Here is a 22,426-nt window from a genome sequence, read left to right as displayed (position 1 = left end):
TTTCGGAAACAGGTCCTGGATTACCAGCGATAATGCGAGAAAGCACGGTTGGCATCGGCCATCTTGTGGGTGTCTTCCCGCTTCTTCACAGCGCTGCCGCGGTTGTTGGCGGCATCCATGAGTTCGCCCGAGAGGCGCTCGATCATGGTGGTTTCGTTGCGCTTGCGAGCTGCAGCAATCAGCCAGCGAATGGCAAGAGCCTGACGGCGCTCTGGACGCACATCAACGGGAACCTGGTAGGTTGCGCCACCGACGCGGCGCGAACGGACTTCCACGTGCGGAGCAACATTTTCGAGCGCCTGGTGGAACATCGGCACCGGCTCCTGCTTTGCACGCTGCTCAACCTGATCAAGCGCACCATAAACGATCTGCTCGGCAACAGATTTCTTGCCGTGCATCATGATGGCATTCATGAACTTGGAGAGAACCAGGTCACCGAACTTCGGATCCGGGTTGATTTCACGCTTTTCTGCACTGTGACGTCGTGACATGCTTTTCGTCTTTCAACAGATTGGTCGAAACAACGAGCCGCATCCTTTGATGCGGCCCGCAGATACAATTACTTCGGACGCTTGGCGCCGTACTTCGAGCGGCGCTGCTTGCGGTTCTTGACGCCCTGGGTGTCGAGAACGCCGCGGATCACGTGGTAGCGCACGCCGGGAAGGTCCTTGACGCGGCCGCCGCGGATCATCACCACGGAGTGTTCCTGAAGGTTGTGACCCTCACCCGGAATGTAGCCGATGACTTCATAGCCGTTGGTCAGGCGAATCTTGGCAACCTTACGAAGAGCCGAGTTCGGCTTTTTCGGGGTCGTGGTGTACACCCGGGTGCAAACGCCGCGCTTCTGCGGATTCTGCTCCAGCGCGGGAACCTTGTTGCGCTTCACCGGCGCCTGGCGCGGCTTGCGGATCAGCTGGTTTACAGTTGGCATGTAACCATCCCTTTAGAATTCATGTTTCGCCTTTTCAGGCACCATGCCTGCAGACTGTATGCGCAAAACAAGGGCCGAACCGGTTTTGCCGGAAGGCCCATGAAAGCAGAGGACGCAATTGTCAGCGTCATGCGTGCAGCATTGTCAGTTCACAGTGCAGTCTGAAACCTTGTTTGAGGCAACTTTCAGGACGTGTCGTCCCGAAGAAGAGCGCCTCACATCGGTCTTGGTGGCCGGTAACTACTGATTTCCCCTCACCTCGTCAAGGCCATGGCGGAGAAAATCGTTATTCCGGGGTGCCCGGTCGAAACGCCGGATCAAGCGCGAAACATTCTTGTGCCGCGCGCGCACTTTCAGGCCTTTTGTTGCCCGGAACCAAGACCGGCTCTTCCCGCGAGTGAATTTCCCGTCATGCTGGGCACTAAAATCGCCTGGCTGAGAGGAATCACCGCCTGAAACGACTCACGCTCAACGGCGCTTGATGAGCCCGATGACGAACAGAAGAATCACGGCTCCAATTGTGGCGTGGATGATCGATCCGACTATACCGCCGCCTATCGAGATGCCGACAACAGGCAGAACCAGGCCGGCCACGAATGCGCCGACGATGCCGACAACAATATTGCCGATCAGACCGAATCCGAATCCCTTCATGATGATCCCGGCAAGCCAGCCGGCAACCGCGCCGATAAGGAGGAAAACCAAAAGCCCCTCAATACCCATAATCAAAACTCCGTTTTCCATCATTGCAAAACACGGAGATGTTGTAGGCGACAAACCATGATAGCGCCATGACAAGCAGATCCGCGGGCCCACCAATCCACGAAATACTGGCTGACGCTTTAACTCGGGCGCTGCCCACAGGAGATTGTTCCCCAGCCGGTGCAAACGTTGCCTTCGCAGCTGCAACATGAGAAACAGCCACAAGACCCAGACGCAAAGGGATGGCGTGATGAACTCGGACAATGACAACAGCAGTGAATCCGGCCAACATGAGGATGAAGCAGACACACCGTCGATCTTCATCATCATCGGGCAGACAAGCCGCCGCAAAGGCGGTGAGATGAAGCCGGTTCATGTCCTGATAGCCGCACCCGACGATGACACCGCGGTCCGGCTCTGTCTTGATGCCTTGTCTGCCAAGGGATTTGCCGAAGCTGATCTCGACCAGATCGGCGTTCTTGAGGACATGCCCGATGAAGAGCCACATGCGTCGGCCTATCAGGGCGCTATGGAAGGTGAAGTGGCGGTTATTGCGTTTGAATAGGGATTGCTTGTGTGGACGCGGATGTTGAAATCCGGACCGCCCGGCTGCGCTTGCTGAGCTGGCGCGAAAGCCACCGCGATGCCTTCGCTGCCATGCACGCCGACCCGGAGGTTATGGCGGATCTTGGCGGCCCGATCGACCGCACCAGCAGCGATGCCAAACTGGATCGCTACATCGACACCTACCAAAGATACAGAACTTCCCGTTGGGCGGTGGAAAGCCGCGATGGCCGGTTTCTCGGTTATGCGGGCGTGATGGCAAGGCCCGCCACCACCCATCCGTTGGGCTTTCATTACGAAATCGGCTGGCGCTTTAACCGCACGGCCTGGGGACATGGATATGCAACCGAGAGCGCCAGTGCCGCGATCGAACATGCGGTTCGTGTCACAAAACTTGACGCCATTGTCGCTTATGCGCTCCCGGACAACCTGCGATCCCTTAAGGTTATGGAGCGACTGGGACTGCTGCGCCGGGCCGATCTGGACTTTTCGGAAGCAACCGAGGATGGCGGTATCTTCGAAGCTCTTGTCTGGAAGGTGGAGATCGGGCGCTACCGGTGAGCGTACCGCCTGTTGCCCGAAATCCCTGATGTTCCCAACTGGCCTGCCCCGAAAGGCGGCCTTTTTATTCCAACAACAGCACATAGAAAATCTATATGGAATGCGGCTGCGCGAGCACACCTAGATGTGTACGCATGTTTGTGAACGTGATTTCAGTTTCCGGCGACACCGTGTCCTGATGCGTGGGGATTGACCATCCGATGTTGATCCAACGAACAGGGAGATAAAGCAACATGAAGCCATGGTATCATTCAATCAAAGTGACAGCGACCGCCGCCCTGCTCCTTCTGGCCGCCAACTCGGCGAATGCCCAAGACAGCTGGATCATCAAGGAAAGCCCGGCGTCAGTTGAGATAACAGCTGACAAGCTTGAGGCTGCGATCGGTGCGGCTGGAGCGACAGTATTTGCCCGCATTGATCATGCAGCGGGTGCGAAAAGCATTGATGCCGAACTTGAGGACATGACACTCGTGGTGTTCGGCAATCCGAAGATCGGCACGCCAATCATGCAAGCCGAGCCGCGTGCCGGCCTGGATCTCCCGATCCGGGTCCTGATCTGGGAAGATCAGGGCCAAACCAAGATCGGATATCTCGACCCGGACGCACTTCAGGAACGTTACAGCATCGAAGGTGCTGACCAATCCTTCATGACAATGAAGGGTGCATTGGAAAAGCTGACAAACGCCGCCACGCAATAGATCATTGTTTCACCCCCGAAATGCGAAAGGCCGCCCCGAAAGGCGGCCTTTTATCATTTGGTTCGAAGAACGACGTCGGGCTTACTCGGCCGGCGACGGCTCTTCTTTGGCCATGTCGGTGAGCATTGGAGCGGCAGTTTCCGCACCCGACGTCTTGCGACGCTCGTCCAGGATCAGATCGTCGCGCGACGTTGCGATGCGGCGGATCTGAGTCATGGTCCCGCCGGTACCGGCTGGCACCAGACGTCCGACAATGACGTTCTCCTTGAGGCCCTGCAGGGTGTCGATCTTGCCGGCAACCGCCGCCTCTGTCAGCACCTTGGTGGTCTCCTGGAACGACGCCGCCGAGATGAACGACGGTGTCTGCAGCGAGGCCTTGGTGATGCCGAGCAGAACCGGTGTTCCGACTGCCGGCTTGCGGCCTTCCTCGACCAAGCGGTCGTTGACATTGTCGAGCTCGATCTGATCGACATTGTCGCCGACAATGTAGACCGAATCTCCGGAGTCGGTGATTTCGACCTTCTGCAACATCTGACGGACAATCACTTCGATGTGCTTGTCGTTGATGAGCACGCCCTGCAGACGATAGACTTCCTGGATCTCGTTGACGAGGTAGGAGGCAAGCGCCTCGACGCCCTTGATCGCAAGGATGTCATGTGGCGCAGGGTTGCCATCGAGGATGTAGTCGCCCTTTTCGATGTAGTCGCCATCCTGCAGATGGAAGGGCTTGCCCTTCGGGATGAGATACTCGACAGGTTCGACACCATCTTCCGCAGGCTCGATCAGAATACGGCGCTTGTTCTTGTAGTCGCGGCCGAAACGGATCGTGCCATCGACTTCCGCAATGATGGCGTGATCCTTCGGACGGCGTGCTTCGAACAGTTCCGCCACCCGCGGCAGACCACCGGTGATGTCCTTGGTCTTGGCACTCTCAAGCGGCACACGTGCAAGCACGTCACCCTGGCTGACCTTGCCGCCGGGTTCAACCGACAGGATTGCGTCAACCGAGAGCTGGAACCTGGCTTCACCACCACGGGCCAGCTTGGCAATCTCGCCATCCTTGCCCTTGATCACGATCGCAGGCTTGAGGTCGGTGCCACGCGGCGTTGACCGCCAGTCAATGACCTGACGTTTGGTGATACCGGTTGCCTCGTCTGTCGATTCCGTGACCGAAACACCATCGACCACATCTTCGAACTCCACGGTGCCTTCGATTTCCGTCATCATCGGGCGTGTGTAAGGATCCCACTCGGCCAGGCGCTGGCCGCGTTTGACCGTATCACCGTCATCGACATAGATCTTCGAACCGTAGGCCACACGCTGCGAAGAACGTTCGGTGCCCTTTTCATCCAGGATCTGGACAGCCATCGAACGGCCCATGGCAATCAGGTTGCCATCGGAGTTGCGCAGCATGTTGCGGTTCTTGATGCGGACCGTGCCTTCATAGGACGCTTCCAGGAACGACTGGTCGACCACGGTGGCGGTGCCGCCAAGGTGGAAGGTACGCATGGTCAGCTGTGTGCCAGGCTCACCGATCGACTGCGCGGCGATAACACCGACAGCTTCACCGATGTTGACAGGCGTGCCGCGCGCAAGGTCACGGCCGTAGCAGGCTGCACAGATACCGGTCTGGATTTCACAGGTCAGCGGCGAGCGGATGCGCACCGACTGGATGCCTGCGGCCTCGATCTCGAGCACCTGAGCCTCATCGACCATGGTGCCGGCCTTAACAATGTTCTCGCCGCTCACTGGGTGGTTGATGTCATCAAGCGCGGTTCGGCCCAGGATACGCTGGCCGATCGACGCCACAACCTGACCGGCATCGACGATGGCCGTCATGGTCAGACCTTCGGTGGTGCCGCAATCGATCTGGGTGACGATGCAATCCTGTGCAACGTCCACCAGACGACGGGTCAGGTAACCGGAGTTCGCGGTCTTCAGCGCGGTGTCGGCGAGGCCCTTACGGGCACCGTGAGTCGAGTTGAAGTACTCGTTCACGGTCAGGCCTTCCTTGAAGTTCGAGATGATCGGCGTCTCGATGATCTCACCTGACGGTTTGGCCATCAGGCCGCGCATGCCGCCCAGCTGACGCATCTGGCTCGGCGAACCACGGGCGCCGGAGTGGCTCATCATGTAGATCGAGTTCATCTGCTTCTGACGGCCGTTCTCATGGAACTCGACCGACTTGATGCGGGCCATCATTTCGTCGGCAACCTTTTCGGTGGCCTTGCCCCAGGCGTCGACGACCTTGTTGTACTTCTCGCCCTGAGTGATCAGGCCGTCATTGTACTGCTGCTCGTATTCCTTCACCATCGTGTCGGTTTCGCCGACAATCCGGGCCTTGGAATCCGGGATCACCATGTCGTCCTTGCCGAAAGAAATGCCGGCGCGGCAGGCATGGCCGAAACCAAGCTGCATGATGCGGTCGCAGAAAATGACCGTGTCCTTCTGACCGCAGTGGCGGTAGACGGTGTCGATCATCCGGGAAATGTTCTTCTTGGTCATTTCCTGGTTGCAAACGTCGAACGGCACCATGGCGTTTCTGGGCAAAAGTTCGCCCATGATCATGCGGCCTGGGGTGGTTTCAAAGATCTTGGAAACCGGGTTGCCCTCGGCGTCCACGGTCTTGAACCGGCCCTTGATCTTGGTGTGCAGTGTAACGACCTTGCTTTCGAGTGCATGGTGGAGTTCGCCCATGTCGGAGAACACCATGCCCTGCCCCGGCTCGTTCTCAGCCTGGATCGAAAGATAGTACAGACCCAGCACCATGTCCTGTGACGGCACGATGATCGGTGCGCCGTTGGCCGGATGAAGGATGTTGTTGGTCGACATCATCAACACGCGGGCTTCAAGCTGGGCTTCCAGCGAAAGCGGCACGTGAACAGCCATCTGGTCGCCGTCAAAGTCGGCGTTGAACGCGGTGCAGACCAGCGGGTGCAGCTGAATGGCCTTGCCTTCAACCAGGATCGGCTCGAACGCCTGAATGCCGAGACGGTGAAGCGTCGGCGCGCGGTTCAAGAGAACCGGATGCTCGCGGATCACCTCGTCGAGGATATCCCAGACTTCCGGCTTTTCCTTCTCGACCAGCTTCTTTGCCTGCTTGACGGTCGAGGAATAGCCCTTGGCGTCAAGACGGGCATAGATAAAGGGCTTGAACAGCTCAAGCGCCATCTTCTTGGGCAGGCCGCACTGGTGCAGCTTGAGCTCGGGGCCAGTCACGATGACCGAACGGCCCGAATAGTCGACGCGCTTGCCGAGCAGGTTCTGCCGGAAACGGCCCTGCTTGCCCTTGAGCATATCGGACAGCGACTTCAGCGGGCGCTTGTTGGCACCGGTGATGGTTCGGCCACGGCGGCCATTGTCGAACAGCGCGTCAACGGCTTCCTGCAACATCCGCTTTTCATTGCGAATGATGATGCCAGGCGCACGAAGTTCGATCAGCCGCTTGAGCCGGTTGTTACGGTTGATCACACGGCGATAGAGATCGTTGAGGTCGGAGGTCGCAAAGCGGCCGCCATCGAGCGGAACCAGCGGACGCAGGTCCGGCGGGATCACCGGCACGATCTTCATGATCATCCATTCCGGACGGTTGCCGGATTCCATGAAGTTCTCGACGATCTTCAGTCGCTTCATGAATTTCTTCTGCTTCAGCTCGGAGGTGGTCGACGCCAGCTCCGTACGCAGTTCGCCCGCGATCTTTTCGAGATCCATCGCAGCCAGAAGCTCGAAAATCGCTTCAGCACCGATCATTGCGGTGAAGGAATCCTCACCGAATTCGTCTACGGCGAGCATGTATTCCTCTTCGGAAAGCAGCGAGTGCTCCTTGAGGGATGTCAGGCCCGGCTCGGTAACGATATAGTTTTCAAAGTACAGGACCCGCTCGATATCCTTCAGCGTCATGTCGAGCAGCGTGCCGATGCGCGATGGCAGCGACTTCAGGAACCAGATGTGGGCAACCGGAGCGGCGAGCTCGATATGCCCCATGCGCTCGCGACGAACACGGCTCAAAGTCACTTCGACACCGCACTTTTCGCAGATGACGCCCTTGTACTTCATGCGCTTGTACTTGCCGCACAGGCACTCATAGTCCTTGATCGGGCCAAAGATGCGGGCGCAGAACAGGCCGTCGCGCTCCGGCTTGAAGGTCCGATAGTTGATCGTCTCCGGCTTTTTGATCTCGCCGAAGGACCAGGAAAGAATCTTCTCGGGGCTGGCGATCGAAATCCGGATGGAATCGAACGTCTGCGCCGGAACGTTGTTGTTGAAAAGATTCATGACCTCATGGTTCATGCCTGTCTCCTTTTAGGGCTCTGAGCCCTTGGCTTGCGACGGCGCCGGCAGACCCCCGGCAACAGGCCATCGCCTGAAATTCTTGTCGCCCGCTTGCCGCGGGCATCGACTGCCGCTCGCGGACTGACCGCGGAACGGATGATGGCGCGGGGGAACATTTCTGCCACCCCGCGCCTTCCAGGCTTTATTCAGCCGCGTCGGGCAACTCGTCCTGATCGGCGATGCCGTCGATCTTGGCCGATTCCAGCTCAACATTGAGCCCGAGCGAACGCATTTCCTTGACGAGAACGTTGAAGCTCTCCGGAATACCGGCTTCGAAGGTGTCGTCGCCACGAACGATGGCCTCGTAGACCTTGGTACGTCCTGCGACGTCGTCCGATTTCACCGTCAGCATTTCCTGCAGCGTGTAGGCCGCGCCGTAGGCTTCCAGCGCCCAGACCTCCATCTCGCCGAAGCGCTGTCCACCGAACTGCGCCTTACCGCCCAACGGCTGCTGGGTTACCAGCGAGTATGGACCGATCGAACGGGCGTGGATCTTGTCATCGACCAAGTGGTTGAGCTTGAGCATGTAGATGTAGCCCACGGTCACAGGACGGTCGAAGGTTTCACCCGTACGCCCATCATAGAGCGTCGACTGACCCGAGACGTTGAGACCCGCCTGTTCAAGCATGATGTTGATGTCGGCCTCGACCGCACCGTCAAACACCGGGGTGGCGATGGACACGCCCCGACGGGTCTGTTCGGCCAGTCGGACAATCGACGGATCATCATACTGCTTGGTCGGCTCGCCCTTAGGACCGGTGCCGATGACGCTGTCGATGGTGTCACGCAGCGGCTGGATCTCTCCACCCGCATTGTAGGCATCAAGCATCTCGCCGATCTGCTTGCCCATGCCGGCACAGGCCCAACCCAGATGGGTTTCGAGGATCTGGCCCACATTCATGCGCGATGGCACGCCAAGCGGGTTGAGCACGATGTCGACATGGGTTCCGTCCTCGAGGAACGGCATGTCTTCGCAAGGCAGGATGCGGGACACCACACCCTTGTTGCCGTGACGGCCGGCCATCTTGTCGCCGGGCTGGATCTTGCGCTTCACAGCAACAAAGACCTTGACCATCTTCATCACGCCAGGCGGCAGTTCGTCGCCACGCTGGACCTTTTCGACCTTGTCCATGAAGCGGCTTTCCAGCAGCTTCTTGGAATCATCGTACTGGGCACGAAGAGCTTCGATCTCGCCCTGAAGCTTTTCGTCTTCAACGGCGAACATCCACCACTGCGAACGCGGATACTCGGCAATCGCTTCCTCGGTGACCTCGGCGCCCTTCTTGAAGCCCTTTGGTCCGGCGATTGCAGCCTTGCCCTTGAGCATGTCCGACAGGCGGCCGTAGACGTTGCGGTCGAGAATCGCCTGCTCGTCGTCACGGTCCTTCGCAAGGCGTTCGATTTCCTCGCGCTCGATCGCCATCGCGCGTTCGTCCTTCTCAACGCCGTGGCGGTTGAACACGCGCACTTCGACGACGGTGCCGTAGGTTCCGGGCGGCATCCGCATCGAGGTATCGCGGACATCCGAAGCCTTCTCGCCGAAGATGGCGCGCAGAAGCTTTTCTTCCGGCGTCATCGGGCTTTCGCCCTTCGGCGTGATTTTGCCGACCAGAATGTCACCCGGCGCCACTTCGGCACCGATATAGACAATACCGGCCTCGTCGAGGTTCCTCAGAGCCTCTTCAGACACGTTCGGGATGTCACGGGTGATCTCTTCCGGCCCGAGCTTGGTGTCACGTGCCATCACTTCGAACTCGTCGATGTGGATGGAAGTGAACACGTCATCAGAGACGATACGCTCGGAAAGAAGGATCGAGTCCTCGTAGTTGTAGCCGTTCCAGGGCATGAACGCGACGAGCACGTTGCGGCCCAGAGCCAGATCGCCAAGATCGGTCGACGGACCGTCGGCGATGATGTCGCCCTTGTTGATCACGTCACCGACGGTGACCAGCGGACGCTGGTTGATGCAGGTGTTCTGGTTGGAACGCTGGAACTTCTGCAGCCGGTAGATGTCAACGCCCGAACGCGACGCTTCCATGTCCTCGGTGGCACGGATCACGATACGGGTCGCATCGACCTGATCGACCACACCGCCGCGGCGGGCCGCAATCGCAGCGCCCGAGTCACGCGCCACAATCGGCTCCATACCGGTGCCCACGAACGGTGCTTCGGCACGAACCAGCGGCACAGCCTGACGCTGCATGTTCGATCCCATGAGCGCACGGTTGGCGTCATCGTTCTCCAGGAACGGGATCAAGGCAGCAGCCACCGAGACCAGCTGACGCGGTGACACGTCCATCAGATCGATGTTCTCACGCGGCGTCATCATCACGTCGCCGGCATGGCGGCTGACGATGAATTCGTCGACGAGAGAGCCGTCTTCGCTCAGCTCCGCATTGGCCTGGGCAACGTGATACTTCGCCTCTTCCATAGCCGACAGGTAGACCACTTCCTCAGTGACCTTGCCGTCCTTGATCTTCCGGTACGGGCTTTCGATGAAGCCGTACTTGTTGACCCGGGCAAAGGTGGCCAGCGAGTTGATCAGACCGATGTTCGGGCCTTCCGGCGTTTCGATCGGGCAGATACGGCCATAGTGTGTCGGGTGAACGTCACGGACCTCGAAGCCAGCGCGTTCACGGGTCAGACCGCCCGGTCCAAGTGCCGAAAGACGGCGCTTGTGGGTGATCTCGGAGAGCGGATTGACCTGGTCCATGAACTGCGACAGCTGCGACGAGCCGAAGAATTCGCGCACGGCAGCGGCCGCGGGCTTGGCGTTGATCAGGTCCTGCGGCATGACAGTGTCGATCTCGATCGACGACATGCGCTCCTTGATGGCGCGCTCCATGCGCAGCAGACCAAGACGATACTGGTTTTCCATCAGTTCGCCGACGGAACGAACCCGGCGGTTGCCGAGGTTGTCGATGTCGTCGATTTCGCCCTTGCCATCACGCAGCGAGACGAGAGTCTTGACGACGGCAAGGATGTCGTCCTTGCGCAGAACCCGCACCGTGTCCTCGGCATCGAGATCAAGGCGCATGTTCATCTTGACCCGGCCAACGGCCGAAAGGTCGTAGCGCTCGGAATCGAAGAACAGCGACTGGAACATGGCTTCCGCCGATTCCATGGTGGGCGGCTCGCCTGGACGCATCACACGGTAGATATCGAACAGCGCGTCCTGGCGGCTCTCGTTCTTATCGGCAGCAAGGGTGTTGCGGATATAGGCACCGACATTGATGTGATCGATGTCGAGCACCGGAATCTCATCAAGACCCGCCTCGGCAAGCACCGGAAGGGTCTTTTCGTCAATCTCGTCCCCGGCTTCGAGGAAGACCTCACCTGTTTCGGGATTGACGATGTCCTCAGCGAGATAGGAACCATACAGGTCCTCATCCGTTGCCTTGATCGACTTGACGCCCTTTTCGGTGAGCTGGCGCAGCAGACGCGGGGTCAGCTTCTTGCCGGCCTCAACGACGACTTCGTTCGAATCAGCGTCGATCATGTCGACGATTGTCTTCTGGCCCTTGAGGGTTTCAGGCTGGAACGGAATCCGCCAGCCCTCACCGTCACGGCTGTAGACCGAATGGGTGTAGAAGGTCGACAGGATCTCTTCGGCATCCATGCCGAGAGCCATCAGCAGCGACGACACCGGGATCTTGCGGCGACGGTCGATACGGGCGTGGACAATGTCCTTGGCGTCAAACTCGATGTCGAGCCAGGAACCGCGATAAGGGATCACGCGGGCCGCAAACAGCAGCTTGCCCGAGGAATGGCTCTTGCCCTTGTCGTGGTCGAAGAACACGCCAGGCGACCGGTGCATCTGCGAAACGATAACGCGCTCGGTGCCGTTGACGATGAAGGTGCCGTTGTCGGTCATGAGCGGCATGTCGCCCATGTAGACGTTCTGCTCCTTGATGTCCTTGATCGACTTGGCGCCTGTGTCCTCGTCGATATCAAACACGATCAGGCGAAGTGTCACCTTGAGCGGCGCCGAATAGGTCAGATCACGCTGGCGGCATTCCTCAACATCGAACTTTGGATGTTCGAACTCATAGGACACGAATTCCAGCATTGCGCTGCCGGAAAAGTCGGAAATCGGAAAAACCGATTTGAAAACTGCCTGCAATCCTTCGTCGGTGCGGCCGCCCTGCGGCTCCTCCACCATCAGAAACTGGTCATAAGATGCCTTCTGAACCTCGATGAGGTTCGGCATCTCTGCCACTTCCGGGATTTTACCGAAGATCTTGCGTACGCGCCTACGACCATTGAAGGAAAGGGTCTGAGCCATCGTCGCTCCTTGTCAATCTGCATCCGGGCCTGCAACAGACGATCGCCGCTGGCCAAGCGACTCCGTCATATAAATGAACTCGTTCAATCTCGTTTCTGAACCAGGACGGCGCGGCCGGAGTGCCTTGCGGTCTGGTTCGAAACCATCCTCTTGAAGAACCCATTACCCAAAGGCCGTTTTCGGGCCTTTGGGTAATACGTTCATCGTCAGAAAGTGACCGGGGGCGAGACCTGCCCGCCCCCGGACAAAAAGCAACTTACTTGACTTCGACCTTGGCGCCGGCGTCTTCAAGCTTCTTCTTGAGGTCTTCAGCTTCGCCCTTGGAGATGCCTTCCTTGACAGCCTTAGGAGCGGCTTCAACGAGGTCCTTGGCTTCCTTCAGGCCGAGACCTGTGATGCTGCGGACTTCCTTGATGACGTTGATCTTGTTTGCGCCGGCTTCGGCGAGGATCACGTCAAATTCAGTCTTTTCTTCTGCGGCTTCAGCAGGAGCAGCACCACCGCCAGCAGCAGCAACAGCCACTGGTGCAGCGGCGGAAACGCCCCACTTTTCTTCGAGCATCTTGGACAGCTCAGCGGCTTCCAGGACGGTAAGGTTGGAAAGGTCTTCCACGATTTTGGCGAGATCAGCCATTTTTCACTTCCTTGTATTCGGTTCGAACCGGTTTTGAACTATTCACAGCGAAGGTCCGCCTTATGCGGCTTCGTCCTTCCGGGCATGCGCGCCGATGACGCGTGCCACCGCACCCGCGGGTGCGTTGACGATCTGGGCAATGCGCGTTGCTGGCGTCTGAATCATGCCAACAATCTTTGCGCGGAGCTCGTCGATCGATGGCATCGTGGCGAGAGCCTTGACTCCATCGGCGTCGAGTGTTGTTGCCCCCATCGCGCCACCAAGGATGACCAGCTTGTCGCTGACCTTGGCGAACTCGACGGCGATCTTCGGAGCAGTCACAGGATCTTCGCAATATGCGATTAGCGTCTGACCTTCGAAGAGGCTTGCGGCCCCTTCTGACTCCGTGCCCTGAAGAGCGATCTTGGCAAGGCGGTTCTTCGCGACCTTGACGGTGCCTCCGGCTGTGCGCATGCGCGACCGAAGGTCGTTCATTTGCGCAACCGTAAGACCGGCGTAGTGGGCCACGACAACCGAACCGGCGTTGGTGAAAACACCGTTCAGTTCCGCGACGAATTCGCGTTTTTCCGCTCTATCCACTGCGTTTCTCCAGTTGGCAGGCGATGCATGCACCACCTGCCGGGTTTGCCTTTGCCGCCAGGGATTCTCATCGAACCCGCAAGCGACGCTTGAGGATCCTGTCCCCTTACGCCGAAACCGAAAAACGGATGCGGCACAAGGCAAGCGAGGTTCGAACCGTTGGGGCATTCACCCCGAAAACGGATCTTACCCGTCTCATGCAGGCTTTGGATTAAGGCGAGCCGGTTAGAACTCGCCACCTGCAGTCTCGGACAGGGAGCCCGGGATTTGGTCCCGGACCTTTTCGGCCCGAAAGCCGAAAACTGACGAAAACCGGAGCGATGCACCGGTTTTCTAAACTTGTTTATCAGGCGACGCTGAGCGTAGCCGGATCAATCTTGACGCCAGGGCCCATGGTCGAGGAAATCGCCACGCGCTTGACATAGTTGCCCTTGGCGCCGGCCGGCTTGGCCTTGATCACGGCATCTGCAAATGCGCGGATGTTTTCTTCGATCTTGTCGGCGCCGAAAGAGGCCTTGCCGATACCAGCATGGACGATGCCAGCCTTCTCAACGCGGAACTCAACAGCGCCACCCTTGGATGCATTGACCGCAGCCGCAACATCCATGGTCACCGTACCCACCTTCGGGTTTGGCATCATGCCGCGCGGGCCGAGCACCTTGCCGAGACGGCCGACGAGCGGCATCATATCCGGCGTTGCGATGCAACGGTCAAAATCGATGTTGCCGGCCTGGACGATTTCGACCAGGTCTTCAGCACCAACGACATCGGCGCCAGCAGCACGGGCTTCGTCAGCCTTATCGCCACGGGCGAAGACGCCAACGCGAACGGTACGGCCTGTGCCGTTGGGCAGGTTGACAACGCCGCGAACCATCTGGTCGGCGTGACGCGGATCGACACCGAGGTTCATCGAGACTTCAATGGTCTCGTCGAACTTGGCGACTGCGCGTTCCTTGATCAGCGAAACAGCTTCGCCGAGCGGGTAGTGCTTGTTGCGGTCAACACCTTCGCTGACCTTCTGCATACGTTTTGCAATCTTGGCCATGGTCTTATCCCGTCACTTCCAGGCCCATGGAGCGGGCGGAACCCTCAACCATTGCCATCGCGCCGTCGATATCGGCTGCGTTAAGGTCTTTCATCTTGGTTTCAGCGATCGCGCGAACCTGGTCGCGGGTGATCGAGCCAGCCTTTTCCTTGCCAGGCGCTTTCGAGCCGGACTTCAGCTTGGCTTCCTTCTTGAGCAGGAAGCTGACCGGAGGCTGCTTCATTGCGAATGTGAAGGACTTATCCTGATAATAGGTGATGGTGACCGGGATCGGCATCCCTTTTTCCATTTCCTGCGTGGCGGCATTGAACGCCTTGCAGAATTCCATGATGTTGATGCCGCGCTGACCAAGTGCCGGGCCAATCGGGGGCGACGGAGTCGCCGATCCGGCCGGAACCTGCAGCTTGAGCTGGCCTGCAACTTTCTTAGCCATATTCTCTCTGCCTTTCGTTGTGGCGACGGTCTGTCGCCGCCTTCATGCCGGGCAAGCCCGGCGGCTGCGGTTGCGTGGTGCGGCTTGACGGACCGGCAAAAGTCCGGGCACCTCCCACGCGGATTGCGGCGCCGAAAACCCGGCACTGCAAAAGCCCGCCCGCGCCATCACCAAAGATTGCGCAAGCGGGGCGATTTTATATCAGACCTTCTCGACCTGACCGTATTCAAGCTCGACCGGGGTTGCCCGGCCAAAGATGGAAACCTCGACCTTGAGGCGCGAACGCTCCTCATCGACTTCCTGAACCGTGCCATTGAACGAAGCAAACGGCCCATCGGACACACGCACCTGCTCGCCGATTTCAAAAGCGATCGAGGGCTTGGGCCGCTCGACGCCTTCCTGAACCTGGGTCAGGATGCGCTCGGCTTCCGAATCCGGAATCGGAACGGGCTTTGAATCACTGCCCAGAAATCCCGTAACCTTCGGCGTGTTCTTGATAAGGTGGAACGCCTCATCGGTAAGGTCCGCGCGAACCATCACGTAACCCGGGAAGAACTTGCGCTCTGCGTCAACCTTGCGGCCGCGGCGCACTTCAACAACCTTCTCAACCGGAACAAGGATCTTCTCGAACAGATGGCTAAGGCCTTTCTGGCGCGCCTGCTCCTCGATAGAATCCGCGACCTTCTTTTCGAAGTTCGAATAGGCGTGAACGATATACCAGCGTGCTGTCATCTTGTTCCCCGCCTCAAGCGCCAATGTTCAGGATGAGCGAAATCACCCATCCCAATGCCTGGTCTGCGGCGAAAAAGAAAATCGAGGCAAGCAGTACCATCACGAGAACCATGACCGTTGAGATCGAGGTTTCGCGACGCGACGGCCACTTGACTTTTGCAGTTTCAGAGCGAACCTGCTGGATGAAAGTAAACGGATTTGTCTTGGATGCCATTGTCTGTCCACGCTTATACGGCGCGTAAAGCCGGTCTCCCAGCTCCACGCACCGCGTGTCTGTTGCAGCCTACATAAAGACCGATTCTCGAATCCACAAGAGGGAAGAAGGGCTTTTTTGCTTTCATAGGGCAATCTGGCCCGAACCTTGCCCCTGGGTGCCCATGTCTTGTGATCGATAAAACCGGAACCCAAGTCCAGGCGGACTGGCAGGGGCAGCAGGACTCGAACCTGCGACCTACGGTTTTGGAGACCGTCGCTCTACCAACTGAGCTATACCCCTAGAGCGTGGCGTACCGGAATCAGGCACGCATTGTCCGCTCGATTTCCTTTGACTGCATGTCCACGGTGCGCACCATGTTGGCGCCTTTACCGCAGGCGATGCAATTGCCCGGTGGCGGCTCTGATAGCGTCAAACGCGATGTGAATGCAACAGAGAAGTTGCCGCAATGGGATCGATGGCGGATTTTTCTTTTGGGCGGCGATGCATTGCAGTTGCGAACATCATTCCACGCCACCCGGAAGTCAGCCTTTCAAACAACAAAACGCGCCGAAGCGCGTTTTGCATTGTCCCAAAGTGCCGTCGGCAGCTTGCGCCACCGGCGCAGCGTTCATCGATTACTCGATGATCGAAGCGACGATGCCGGCGCCGCCAAAACAAAACGCGCCGAAGCGCGTTTTGCATTGTCCCAAAGTGCCGTCGGCAGCTTGCGCCACCGGCGCAGCGTTCATCGATTACTCGATGATCGAAGCGACGATGCCGGCGCCGACGGTGCGGCCGCCTTCGCGGATGGCGAAGCGCAGCTTCTCTTCCATCGCGATCGGCACGATCAGCGTCACGTCAGCCGAGATATTGTCGCCCGGCATCACCATTTCGGTGCCTTCCGGCAGTGTCACAACACCCGTCACGTCGGTCGTGCGGAAGTAAAACTGCGGACGGTAGTTGGTGAAGAACGGTGTGTGACGACCGCCCTCTTCCTTGGTCAGAATGTAGGCTTCTGCCTTGAACTTGGTGTGCGGCTTGACCGAACCAGGCTTGCAGAGAACCTGACCGCGCTCAACGCCTTCACGGTCAACGCCACGCAGAAGCGCGCCGATGTTGTCGCCGGCCTGGCCCTGGTCGAGCAGCTTGCGGAACATTTCAACGCCCGTGCAAACCGTCTTCTTGGTGTCGCGGATGCCGACGATTTCGATTTCTTCGCCAACCTTGACAATGCCACGCTCGACACGGCCGGTCACAACAGTACCGCGGCCCGAGATCGAGAACACGTCTTCGATCGGCATCAGGAACGGCTGGTCGATCGGACGCTCAGGGGTCGGGATGTACTCGTCAACCGCAGCCATCAGAGCACGGATCGCGTCTTCACCCTGGGCCTTGTCGCCATCGTTGAGCGCAACCAGAGCAGAGCCCTTGATGATCGGAATGTCGTCGCCCGGGAAGTCGTAGGACGACAGAAGTTCGCGAACTTCCATCTCCACCAGCTCGAGAAGCTCCTCGTCGTCGACCTGGTCGACCTTGTTGAGGAACACCACCAGCGAAGGCACGCCAACCTGGCGGGCAAGCAGGATGTGCTCGCGGGTCTGGGGCATCGGGCCGTCAGCAGCCGAAACAACCAGGATCGCGCCATCCATCTGAGCCGCACCGGTGATCATGTTCTTCACATAGTCAGCGTGGCCGGGGCAGTCGACGTGGGCGTAGTGACGGCCTTCGGTCTCATACTCGACGTGCGCGGTCGAAATGGTGATGCCGCGGGCCTTCTCTTCGGGTGCAGCGTCAATCTGGTCATAGGCCTTGAAATCTCCAAAGTACTTGGTGATCGCAGCCGTCAGAGACGTCTTGCCGTGGTCAACGTGACCAATCGTGCCGATGTTTACGTGCGGCTTATTGCGCTCGAACTTACCCTTTGCCATCGTCCTGTATCCTGTAATCCTGTTGGCAGACAGTGGAACCGGAGGCGTTTGGTCCGGGTCCCGCGAGAAGTCAACGCGACATAAGGCTTTCGCCCCGGTTTCGCAAGGGGTAATGTTGGGCTGCCAAAAGCAGCAAAACCCTACTTTCACTGAAGATCTGTTTGACGGAGCAGCCTTGGAAATCAGATTTTCCGGCTGGGCAACCATTTGGCTTCGATGTTTTGATTCTCCGCAAAGGGACGAAGCACACTCCCGGGGCAGAAAAAGGTATCAGCGCTTTTCGGAGTCCACACACAGAAACTGAAGATCCGCTCTTCCGGCCCCTAACCCGCCTCGTGCAGGAATTCGGCGATCAACTGGTGAAACCGGACCGCGCCGAAACTGGGAAAATGGCCGCCATGGACGATCCTTGGCTGATATTCCGACAGCATTTTCATGGAGCGGCGGTAATCGGCCATATCCGCGCCATCGCAATCGGTCACCAGCGCCCCGTCATAGATCACATCCTGGGCGATGAGGGTTCCGGTCGCCTCCTCCCACAAGGAAATGTGTCCCGGCGAATGGCCGGGCGTGTGCAGGACCTCGAAGGACCGGTCACCAAGGTCTATCCGCTGACCATGCTCGAGCAGGCCGGTCGCAGGCGCGGGCTTGATGCTGTAGCTCTGCGCATCCCATCCTTCAGGCGGCGCGATGAACAGCTCCGCATCGCGGCCGTCATGCGCATAATATTCAAACAGCGTGGCGTCATTCCTCGGATCGGCCAGAATGTCCGCCTCAAGCGGATGAACGAGGCGCTCCTCGAATTCAGCGGTCATTCCGATGTGGTCGAAATGCGTGTGGCTCGACACACACAGGACAGGCCTTTCATTGAGGATCGGCACATTGCGCCGCAACGGGAACGCACCAAGTCCGGTATCGACCAGCAGGTCGCGGTCACGGCCTCGGATGTGCCACATGTTGCAGCGGAAAAAGAATGGCATCCAGGGCTCATGGATCAGTGTGATGCCATCCGCAAACGGGATGGTCTCGTACCAGTCCTTCTCGCTGATCATGCCCTTCTCCTAGGATTGAAGCGCGGCCGCACCGCCCGGTTTGAGAAACACTTCGACCGTTTTGTCGGAACCGGCGATATCGGCCGGGGAAACGCGAAGCCTGATCGCCACATTTCCGATTCGGGCAGACAGCCTGACAAAACTGCCCTGAAACACCACATCCTCCAGCTCGGCCATACCGAGGGAAACGGTCCCCTCGCCCGCCGTCACTGTCAGGTTTTCAGGCCGCATCGCCACGCCTGCGGTTCCCTTGCCCGCAACCGGGAAACGGCCCAGGGGGGTATCGGCCATCCCGTTGGCAATGTAGGCGTCGATGATGTTGCTTTCGCCCATGAATTGCGCTGAGAACCGGCTGCGCGGATGGGAATAGACCTGTTGCGGCGGGCCTACATCCTCGATCACGCCATCCTTCATGATGACAATCGTGTCAGCGATCGCCATGGCTTCTTCCTGGTCGTGGGTGACATGGACGAAAGTCCTGCGCTCGCGCTTCTGCAGCGCGCGAAGCTCGTCCTGCATTTGCCGGCGGAGATTGAGATCAAGCGCACCCAGCGGCTCATCAAGCAGCAGGATCGCGGGATCCGTCACCAGCGCGCGGGCAAGCGCGATGCGCTGGCGCTGACCGCCAGAGGCTTCCGAAATCTTCCGCTTTTCAAAGCCCTTGAGCCCAACCATGTCCAGAGCCTCGGCCACCCGGCGGGTGATCTCGGCCTTTGCGACCTTGCGCACGCTCAGGCCGAACCCCACGTTGTCGCCGATGCTCAGATGCGGAAACAGGGCGTAGTCCTGAAACACGGTTGCCGTCGGCCGCTGCGCCGGTTGCATCATGGTGATGTCGTCATCATCGAGACATATGGTGCCGGCCGTGGGCGCGGTGAAGCCGCCCAGCATCGACAGAAGCGTTGTCTTGCCTGAGCCGGAGGGGCCCAGCAGCACCACATAGCTCGACGCCGGGATCTCGAGCGACAGGTCGCGCACCGCGATTGTGTCATCGAACAGCTTGGAAAGCGCCCTGAGCGACAGGTTCGCGGTCTTAGTCATTCGGTTTCTTTCTCAGCAGGAACAGCTCGACCACCAGCGCGAAGCAGACAGAGACCAGGAAAACCAGCGTTCCAGCGGCATTGGTCTGCGGATCAAGTCCGGTGCGCAACAGCCCCCAGATCACCACCGGCAGGGTCGGGTCAAAGCCTGACAGCAGGAAGGCAACGATGAACTCGTCCCAGGAAAAGGTGAAACACAAGGCAAAGGCTGCAATGATCGGGATCTTCAGCGATGGCAGCGTGACGCGGAAAAACACCTGGGCTTCGGACGCGCCAAGATCCCGAGCGGCAGCTTCCAGCCGCGCCTGGGCCGTGTCGAACTGCACATAGAGAATGGCGAAGGCGAGCGGCAGATTGAGCACCACATGGCCGATCAGCACGAAGCCCACCGATTTGGGGATGTAGGCGGAAAAGCTGACCATCAGGCCGACACCCACAATCAGATAGGAGACTGCGAGCGGCATCATCAAAAGCGCCTCGACCATCTTCCGTCCAGGCACCCGGTGACGGGCAAGCCCCCAGCCCGCGAGCAGGGCCAGAGCCACCGAGATCACCGAGGAAACAAGCCCAATGATGACGGAACTGAGCGTTGCCGACATGATCCGCGGATTGTCGAGAATGCGGCCGTACCACTCCAGAGTCGGGCCCTGGAACGGTGGCACCGGCACCCGGCCGTCATGCAGCGAGAACAGCACCAGCGTGCCGACCGGCAGATAGATGAACACCAGCGCAATAACGATGATGGCGACGGTGATCGAGGTCGATGCCAGCCTGCCGGTCATGACCGTTCCGCCGTCAGTTTGCGCGCCATTGCGAGATAGGCAAGCCCCACCACCAGCATCATGATAACAGACAGTGCTGCGGCCATGGGAATGTCGGCGCGGCGCTGGATCTGCATGATGATGGTCTGCGGCAGGACGAGCTGGTTGCTTCCACCCAGGATCTGGGGCGTCACATAATCACCAATGGTGATCACGACAATGAGAAAAACACCGGCGACGACGCCGGGTATGGAAAGCGGAAAGATCACCCGCCAGAAGGTCTGCCACTGGCTGGCGCCAAGATCGCGCGCGGCCAGGATCAGCTTGGGATTGATGCGGGCAAGGCTGGCATAAATCGTCAGCGTGCCCAGCATGGTGAAGAAATGCACGAAGCCGAGCACCGTTGCCCCCTGCGTGAACGACAGCGTCAGCGGCTCGGAGACAAGCCCTGCCGCGAGCAGTGTGCGGTTGACGACACCGTTGGGCGCCAGCACCAGAAGCCAGGCGTAGGAGCGCACCACATAAGAGGTCCAGAACGGCAGCACCGCCAGCATCAGGCACAGACGCCGGTAGCGCGGTGCGACACGGAAGGCGATTGTTGCGGCCAACGGATAGGCCAGCAGGATCGACAGCACCGCGACGATGGCCGTCAGCTCAAGTGAATTGAACAGCGATTCCCGGAAATAGCCCTGGGAGACGAAGCGTTCGTAGTTGGCGAGCGTCATCTCGTCGCCAACCCGGCCGCCGGATTTCTTGAAAAGTGAAAGCCAGAAGATCGACAGGGTCGGTATCAGAAAGAACGCGAACGTCCATAGCGCTGCCGGCGCGACGAGAAGCAGGCCCTGCCTGCGCTCTCGCCGCGCCGCCATTGTCTCCGGAGATACGGTGACCGCAGTTTTCATTCCGGCCTACTGGATCTTCTCGGCCCAGAGGTCCTGCATGGCCTGATCCATCTCCTCGGTCGGAGAATAGTAAGGATAGGATTTTGCCAGGAAGCCGGGCTGTTCGTCCCAGCGCAGCCGGGTCTTCTGCTCGTCGGTCAGCGCAGCCTTGGAGTTGGCCGGCATGCCCCAGTAGCAGGACGATGTGGCAAGACGCGCCTGACCTTCGGGCGATAGAATGTACTGGATGAACTTCTTGGCATCGTCCTTGTTTTCCGAGTCTGCCATGACGCCAACGGCCTGCTGCCAGCGAATGCCGCCGATATCGGGGAGCACCCAATCGAGGTTCGGCTGCTCAGCCTGAAGTCCTGCCACCGCATATTCACCGCCGCCGACCAGAATGCCGGCCTGGCCCGTGGCAAGGGCCGTCTGCGAGGTCACCACGTCACCCAGCAGGGCGGAGTTTTCACGAATGGCTTCGAGCTTCTCGCCAATCGCGGGCAGATCTTCCACTGTCAGCTGCGAGGGTTCCTTGCCGATGGTTAGCGCAAGCTGCGAGATGATCGGAAGATAGTAATCATAAATGATCAGGTTGCCCTTCTGATCGGCGCTGAACAGCGTTTCGATGTCACGCGCCTGTTCAAGGCTGACTTTGCTGGAATCGAAGGCGATGGCGTTGTATCCGAACTTTTCCGGCACCGCGTAGGTCACGCCATCGATCTGGTGATAATCGGTAAGCTGCACTTCGGGGAACACGTCTGCCAGCGGATAGTCCGCCGGATCGAGCGGTGCGAGCAGGCCGCGCTCGGCGACGCGCTTGACGTCGGTGGTGTCGACCACGAAGACGTCCCAATCGCCCGCACTTGACTGCTCCAGCAGCGCCAGCGCCGTACCGGTGCCCTCATATTCGCGGATATTGACCTTGATGCCGGTGGACTCGGTGAACGGCTCGAGGAAGGCCGGGTCAGTGTGATCACACCAGACCAGCGCATTGATTTCCTGGGCATTGGCGCCAACGATGCCAAGCAGCGTCATGGCCACGATTGATACGGATGACTTCAGTTTGTTCATG

General features: G+C 59.0%; 20 protein-coding genes and 1 tRNA gene. 3 read left to right on the top strand and 18 right to left on the bottom strand.

The window, feature by feature from the left end; all coding sequences use genetic code 11:
- Nucleotides 1–20: 20 nt before the first annotated feature.
- The 3 genes from rpsG to HPDFL43_RS09505 all read right to left on the bottom strand — a co-directional run bounded on the left by rpsG (nt 21) and on the right by HPDFL43_RS09505 (nt 1,654).
- Nucleotides 21–491 (bottom strand): 30S ribosomal protein S7, encoded by a 471-nt coding sequence (gene rpsG, locus HPDFL43_RS09515; RefSeq protein ID WP_007197106.1) that lies wholly within the window; start codon nt 489–491, stop codon nt 21–23.
- Between the two features lie 68 nt (nt 492–559).
- The gene (gene rpsL, locus HPDFL43_RS09510) at nt 560–931 is read right to left on the bottom strand and encodes a 30S ribosomal protein S12 (RefSeq protein WP_007197105.1); all 372 of its coding nucleotides are present in this window, start codon (nt 929–931) and stop codon (nt 560–562) included.
- Between the two features lie 468 nt (nt 932–1,399).
- Nucleotides 1,400–1,654 carry a GlsB/YeaQ/YmgE family stress response membrane protein gene (locus HPDFL43_RS09505; protein WP_040450055.1) on the bottom strand — a complete coding sequence of 85 codons (255 nt, stop codon included), beginning with the start codon at nt 1,652–1,654 and terminating at the stop codon, nt 1,400–1,402.
- Between the two features lie 229 nt (nt 1,655–1,883).
- On the opposite strand from HPDFL43_RS09505, the gene HPDFL43_RS09500 reads away from it, so the two are divergent.
- From HPDFL43_RS09500 to HPDFL43_RS09490, 3 genes are all read left to right on the top strand, one after another.
- On the top strand, nt 1,884–2,198 hold the full coding sequence (locus tag HPDFL43_RS09500; RefSeq protein WP_040450054.1) for a hypothetical protein: 315 nt from the start codon (nt 1,884–1,886) through the stop codon (nt 2,196–2,198).
- 11 nt (nt 2,199–2,209) lie between these two features.
- Nucleotides 2,210–2,758 (top strand): GNAT family N-acetyltransferase, encoded by a 549-nt coding sequence (locus HPDFL43_RS09495; protein WP_007197102.1) that lies wholly within the window; start codon nt 2,210–2,212, stop codon nt 2,756–2,758.
- Between the two features lie 233 nt (nt 2,759–2,991).
- Nucleotides 2,992–3,456 carry a DUF302 domain-containing protein gene (locus HPDFL43_RS09490; protein WP_007197101.1) on the top strand — a complete coding sequence of 155 codons (465 nt, stop codon included), beginning with the start codon at nt 2,992–2,994 and terminating at the stop codon, nt 3,454–3,456.
- Nucleotides 3,457–3,537: 81 nt separating this feature from the next.
- On the opposite strand, the gene rpoC is transcribed toward HPDFL43_RS09490, so the two are convergent.
- The 15 genes from rpoC to HPDFL43_RS09415 all read right to left on the bottom strand — a co-directional run bounded on the left by rpoC (nt 3,538) and on the right by HPDFL43_RS09415 (nt 22,425).
- On the bottom strand, nt 3,538–7,746 hold the full coding sequence (rpoC, locus tag HPDFL43_RS09485) for a DNA-directed RNA polymerase subunit beta' (RefSeq protein ID WP_007197100.1): 4,209 nt from the start codon (nt 7,744–7,746) through the stop codon (nt 3,538–3,540).
- A 184-nt stretch (nt 7,747–7,930) separates the two neighbouring features.
- Nucleotides 7,931–12,073 (bottom strand): DNA-directed RNA polymerase subunit beta, encoded by a 4,143-nt coding sequence (gene rpoB, locus HPDFL43_RS09480; RefSeq protein ID WP_007197099.1) that lies wholly within the window; start codon nt 12,071–12,073, stop codon nt 7,931–7,933.
- Between the two features lie 256 nt (nt 12,074–12,329).
- On the bottom strand, nt 12,330–12,707 hold the full coding sequence (gene rplL / locus HPDFL43_RS09475; RefSeq protein WP_007197098.1) for a 50S ribosomal protein L7/L12: 378 nt from the start codon (nt 12,705–12,707) through the stop codon (nt 12,330–12,332).
- 60 nt (nt 12,708–12,767) lie between these two features.
- Nucleotides 12,768–13,286: a 50S ribosomal protein L10 gene (gene rplJ, locus HPDFL43_RS09470; RefSeq protein ID WP_007197096.1), complete on the bottom strand. Its 519-nt coding sequence runs from the start codon at nt 13,284–13,286 to the stop codon at nt 12,768–12,770.
- A gap of 346 nt (nt 13,287–13,632) precedes the next feature.
- On the bottom strand, nt 13,633–14,331 hold the full coding sequence (gene rplA / locus HPDFL43_RS09465; protein ID WP_007197095.1) for a 50S ribosomal protein L1: 699 nt from the start codon (nt 14,329–14,331) through the stop codon (nt 13,633–13,635).
- Between the two features lie 4 nt (nt 14,332–14,335).
- The gene (rplK, locus tag HPDFL43_RS09460; protein ID WP_007197094.1) at nt 14,336–14,764 is read right to left on the bottom strand and encodes a 50S ribosomal protein L11; all 429 of its coding nucleotides are present in this window, start codon (nt 14,762–14,764) and stop codon (nt 14,336–14,338) included.
- A 201-nt stretch (nt 14,765–14,965) separates the two neighbouring features.
- Complete coding sequence (gene nusG / locus HPDFL43_RS09455; RefSeq protein ID WP_007197093.1) at nt 14,966–15,496, bottom strand: transcription termination/antitermination protein NusG; 531 nt, start codon at nt 15,494–15,496, stop codon at nt 14,966–14,968.
- Nucleotides 15,497–15,509: 13 nt separating this feature from the next.
- The gene (secE, locus tag HPDFL43_RS09450; protein ID WP_007197092.1) at nt 15,510–15,710 is read right to left on the bottom strand and encodes a preprotein translocase subunit SecE; all 201 of its coding nucleotides are present in this window, start codon (nt 15,708–15,710) and stop codon (nt 15,510–15,512) included.
- Between the two features lie 206 nt (nt 15,711–15,916).
- A tRNA-Trp gene (locus HPDFL43_RS09445) sits at nt 15,917–15,992 on the bottom strand.
- Between the two features lie 452 nt (nt 15,993–16,444).
- Nucleotides 16,445–17,620 (bottom strand): elongation factor Tu, encoded by a 1,176-nt coding sequence (gene tuf, locus HPDFL43_RS09440; protein WP_007197090.1) that lies wholly within the window; start codon nt 17,618–17,620, stop codon nt 16,445–16,447.
- A 323-nt stretch (nt 17,621–17,943) separates the two neighbouring features.
- On the bottom strand, nt 17,944–18,672 hold the full coding sequence (locus HPDFL43_RS09435; protein ID WP_007197089.1) for an MBL fold metallo-hydrolase: 729 nt from the start codon (nt 18,670–18,672) through the stop codon (nt 17,944–17,946).
- Between the two features lie 9 nt (nt 18,673–18,681).
- On the bottom strand, nt 18,682–19,713 hold the full coding sequence (locus tag HPDFL43_RS09430) for an ABC transporter ATP-binding protein (protein WP_007197088.1): 1,032 nt from the start codon (nt 19,711–19,713) through the stop codon (nt 18,682–18,684).
- A complete protein-coding gene (locus tag HPDFL43_RS09425) occupies nt 19,706–20,494 on the bottom strand; it encodes an ABC transporter permease (RefSeq protein WP_007197087.1) in 789 nt (262 codons plus the stop codon). Before HPDFL43_RS09425 ends, HPDFL43_RS09430 begins: the two co-directional genes overlap by 8 nt.
- Entirely contained in the window at nt 20,491–21,342 is an 852-nt protein-coding gene (locus tag HPDFL43_RS09420) for an ABC transporter permease (protein ID WP_007197086.1), read from the bottom strand. Before HPDFL43_RS09420 ends, HPDFL43_RS09425 begins: the two co-directional genes overlap by 4 nt.
- 39 nt (nt 21,343–21,381) lie before the next feature.
- On the bottom strand, nt 21,382–22,425 hold the full coding sequence (locus HPDFL43_RS09415; RefSeq protein ID WP_007197085.1) for an ABC transporter substrate-binding protein: 1,044 nt from the start codon (nt 22,423–22,425) through the stop codon (nt 21,382–21,384).
- Nucleotide 22,426 lies beyond the last annotated feature (1 nt).

The organism is Hoeflea phototrophica DFL-43 (assembly GCF_000154705.2).
Taxonomy (GTDB): Bacteria; Pseudomonadota; Alphaproteobacteria; order Rhizobiales; family Rhizobiaceae; genus Hoeflea; species Hoeflea phototrophica.
This window is presented reverse-complemented; position numbering and strand designations above follow the sequence as displayed.

Coding starts and splice junctions, on each gene's coding strand:
- rplK (WP_007197094.1), bottom strand. CDS start 14,764: ATGGCTAAGAAAGTTGCAGGCCAGCTCAAGCTGCAGGTTCCGGCCGGA.
- HPDFL43_RS09490 (WP_007197101.1), top strand. CDS start 2,992: ATGAAGCCATGGTATCATTCAATCAAAGTGACAGCGACCGCCGCCCTG.
- HPDFL43_RS09425 (WP_007197087.1), bottom strand. CDS start 20,494: ATGACCGGCAGGCTGGCATCGACCTCGATCACCGTCGCCATCATCGTT.
- HPDFL43_RS09505 (WP_040450055.1), bottom strand. CDS start 1,654: ATGGGTATTGAGGGGCTTTTGGTTTTCCTCCTTATCGGCGCGGTTGCC.
- secE (WP_007197092.1), bottom strand. CDS start 15,710: ATGGCATCCAAGACAAATCCGTTTACTTTCATCCAGCAGGTTCGCTCT.
- rpoB (WP_007197099.1), bottom strand. CDS start 12,073: ATGGCTCAGACCCTTTCCTTCAATGGTCGTAGGCGCGTACGCAAGATC.
- rpoC (WP_007197100.1), bottom strand. CDS start 7,746: ATGAACCATGAGGTCATGAATCTTTTCAACAACAACGTTCCGGCGCAG.
- HPDFL43_RS09415 (WP_007197085.1), bottom strand. CDS start 22,425: ATGAACAAACTGAAGTCATCCGTATCAATCGTGGCCATGACGCTGCTT.
- tuf (WP_007197090.1), bottom strand. CDS start 17,620: ATGGCAAAGGGTAAGTTCGAGCGCAATAAGCCGCACGTAAACATCGGC.
- HPDFL43_RS09500 (WP_040450054.1), top strand. CDS start 1,884: ATGAACTCGGACAATGACAACAGCAGTGAATCCGGCCAACATGAGGAT.
- HPDFL43_RS09435 (WP_007197089.1), bottom strand. CDS start 18,672: ATGATCAGCGAGAAGGACTGGTACGAGACCATCCCGTTTGCGGATGGC.
- HPDFL43_RS09430 (WP_007197088.1), bottom strand. CDS start 19,713: ATGACTAAGACCGCGAACCTGTCGCTCAGGGCGCTTTCCAAGCTGTTC.
- rpsG (WP_007197106.1), bottom strand. CDS start 491: ATGTCACGACGTCACAGTGCAGAAAAGCGTGAAATCAACCCGGATCCG.
- HPDFL43_RS09420 (WP_007197086.1), bottom strand. CDS start 21,342: ATGGCGGCGCGGCGAGAGCGCAGGCAGGGCCTGCTTCTCGTCGCGCCG.
- rplL (WP_007197098.1), bottom strand. CDS start 12,707: ATGGCTGATCTCGCCAAAATCGTGGAAGACCTTTCCAACCTTACCGTC.
- nusG (WP_007197093.1), bottom strand. CDS start 15,496: ATGACAGCACGCTGGTATATCGTTCACGCCTATTCGAACTTCGAAAAG.
- rplA (WP_007197095.1), bottom strand. CDS start 14,331: ATGGCCAAGATTGCAAAACGTATGCAGAAGGTCAGCGAAGGTGTTGAC.
- rpsL (WP_007197105.1), bottom strand. CDS start 931: ATGCCAACTGTAAACCAGCTGATCCGCAAGCCGCGCCAGGCGCCGGTG.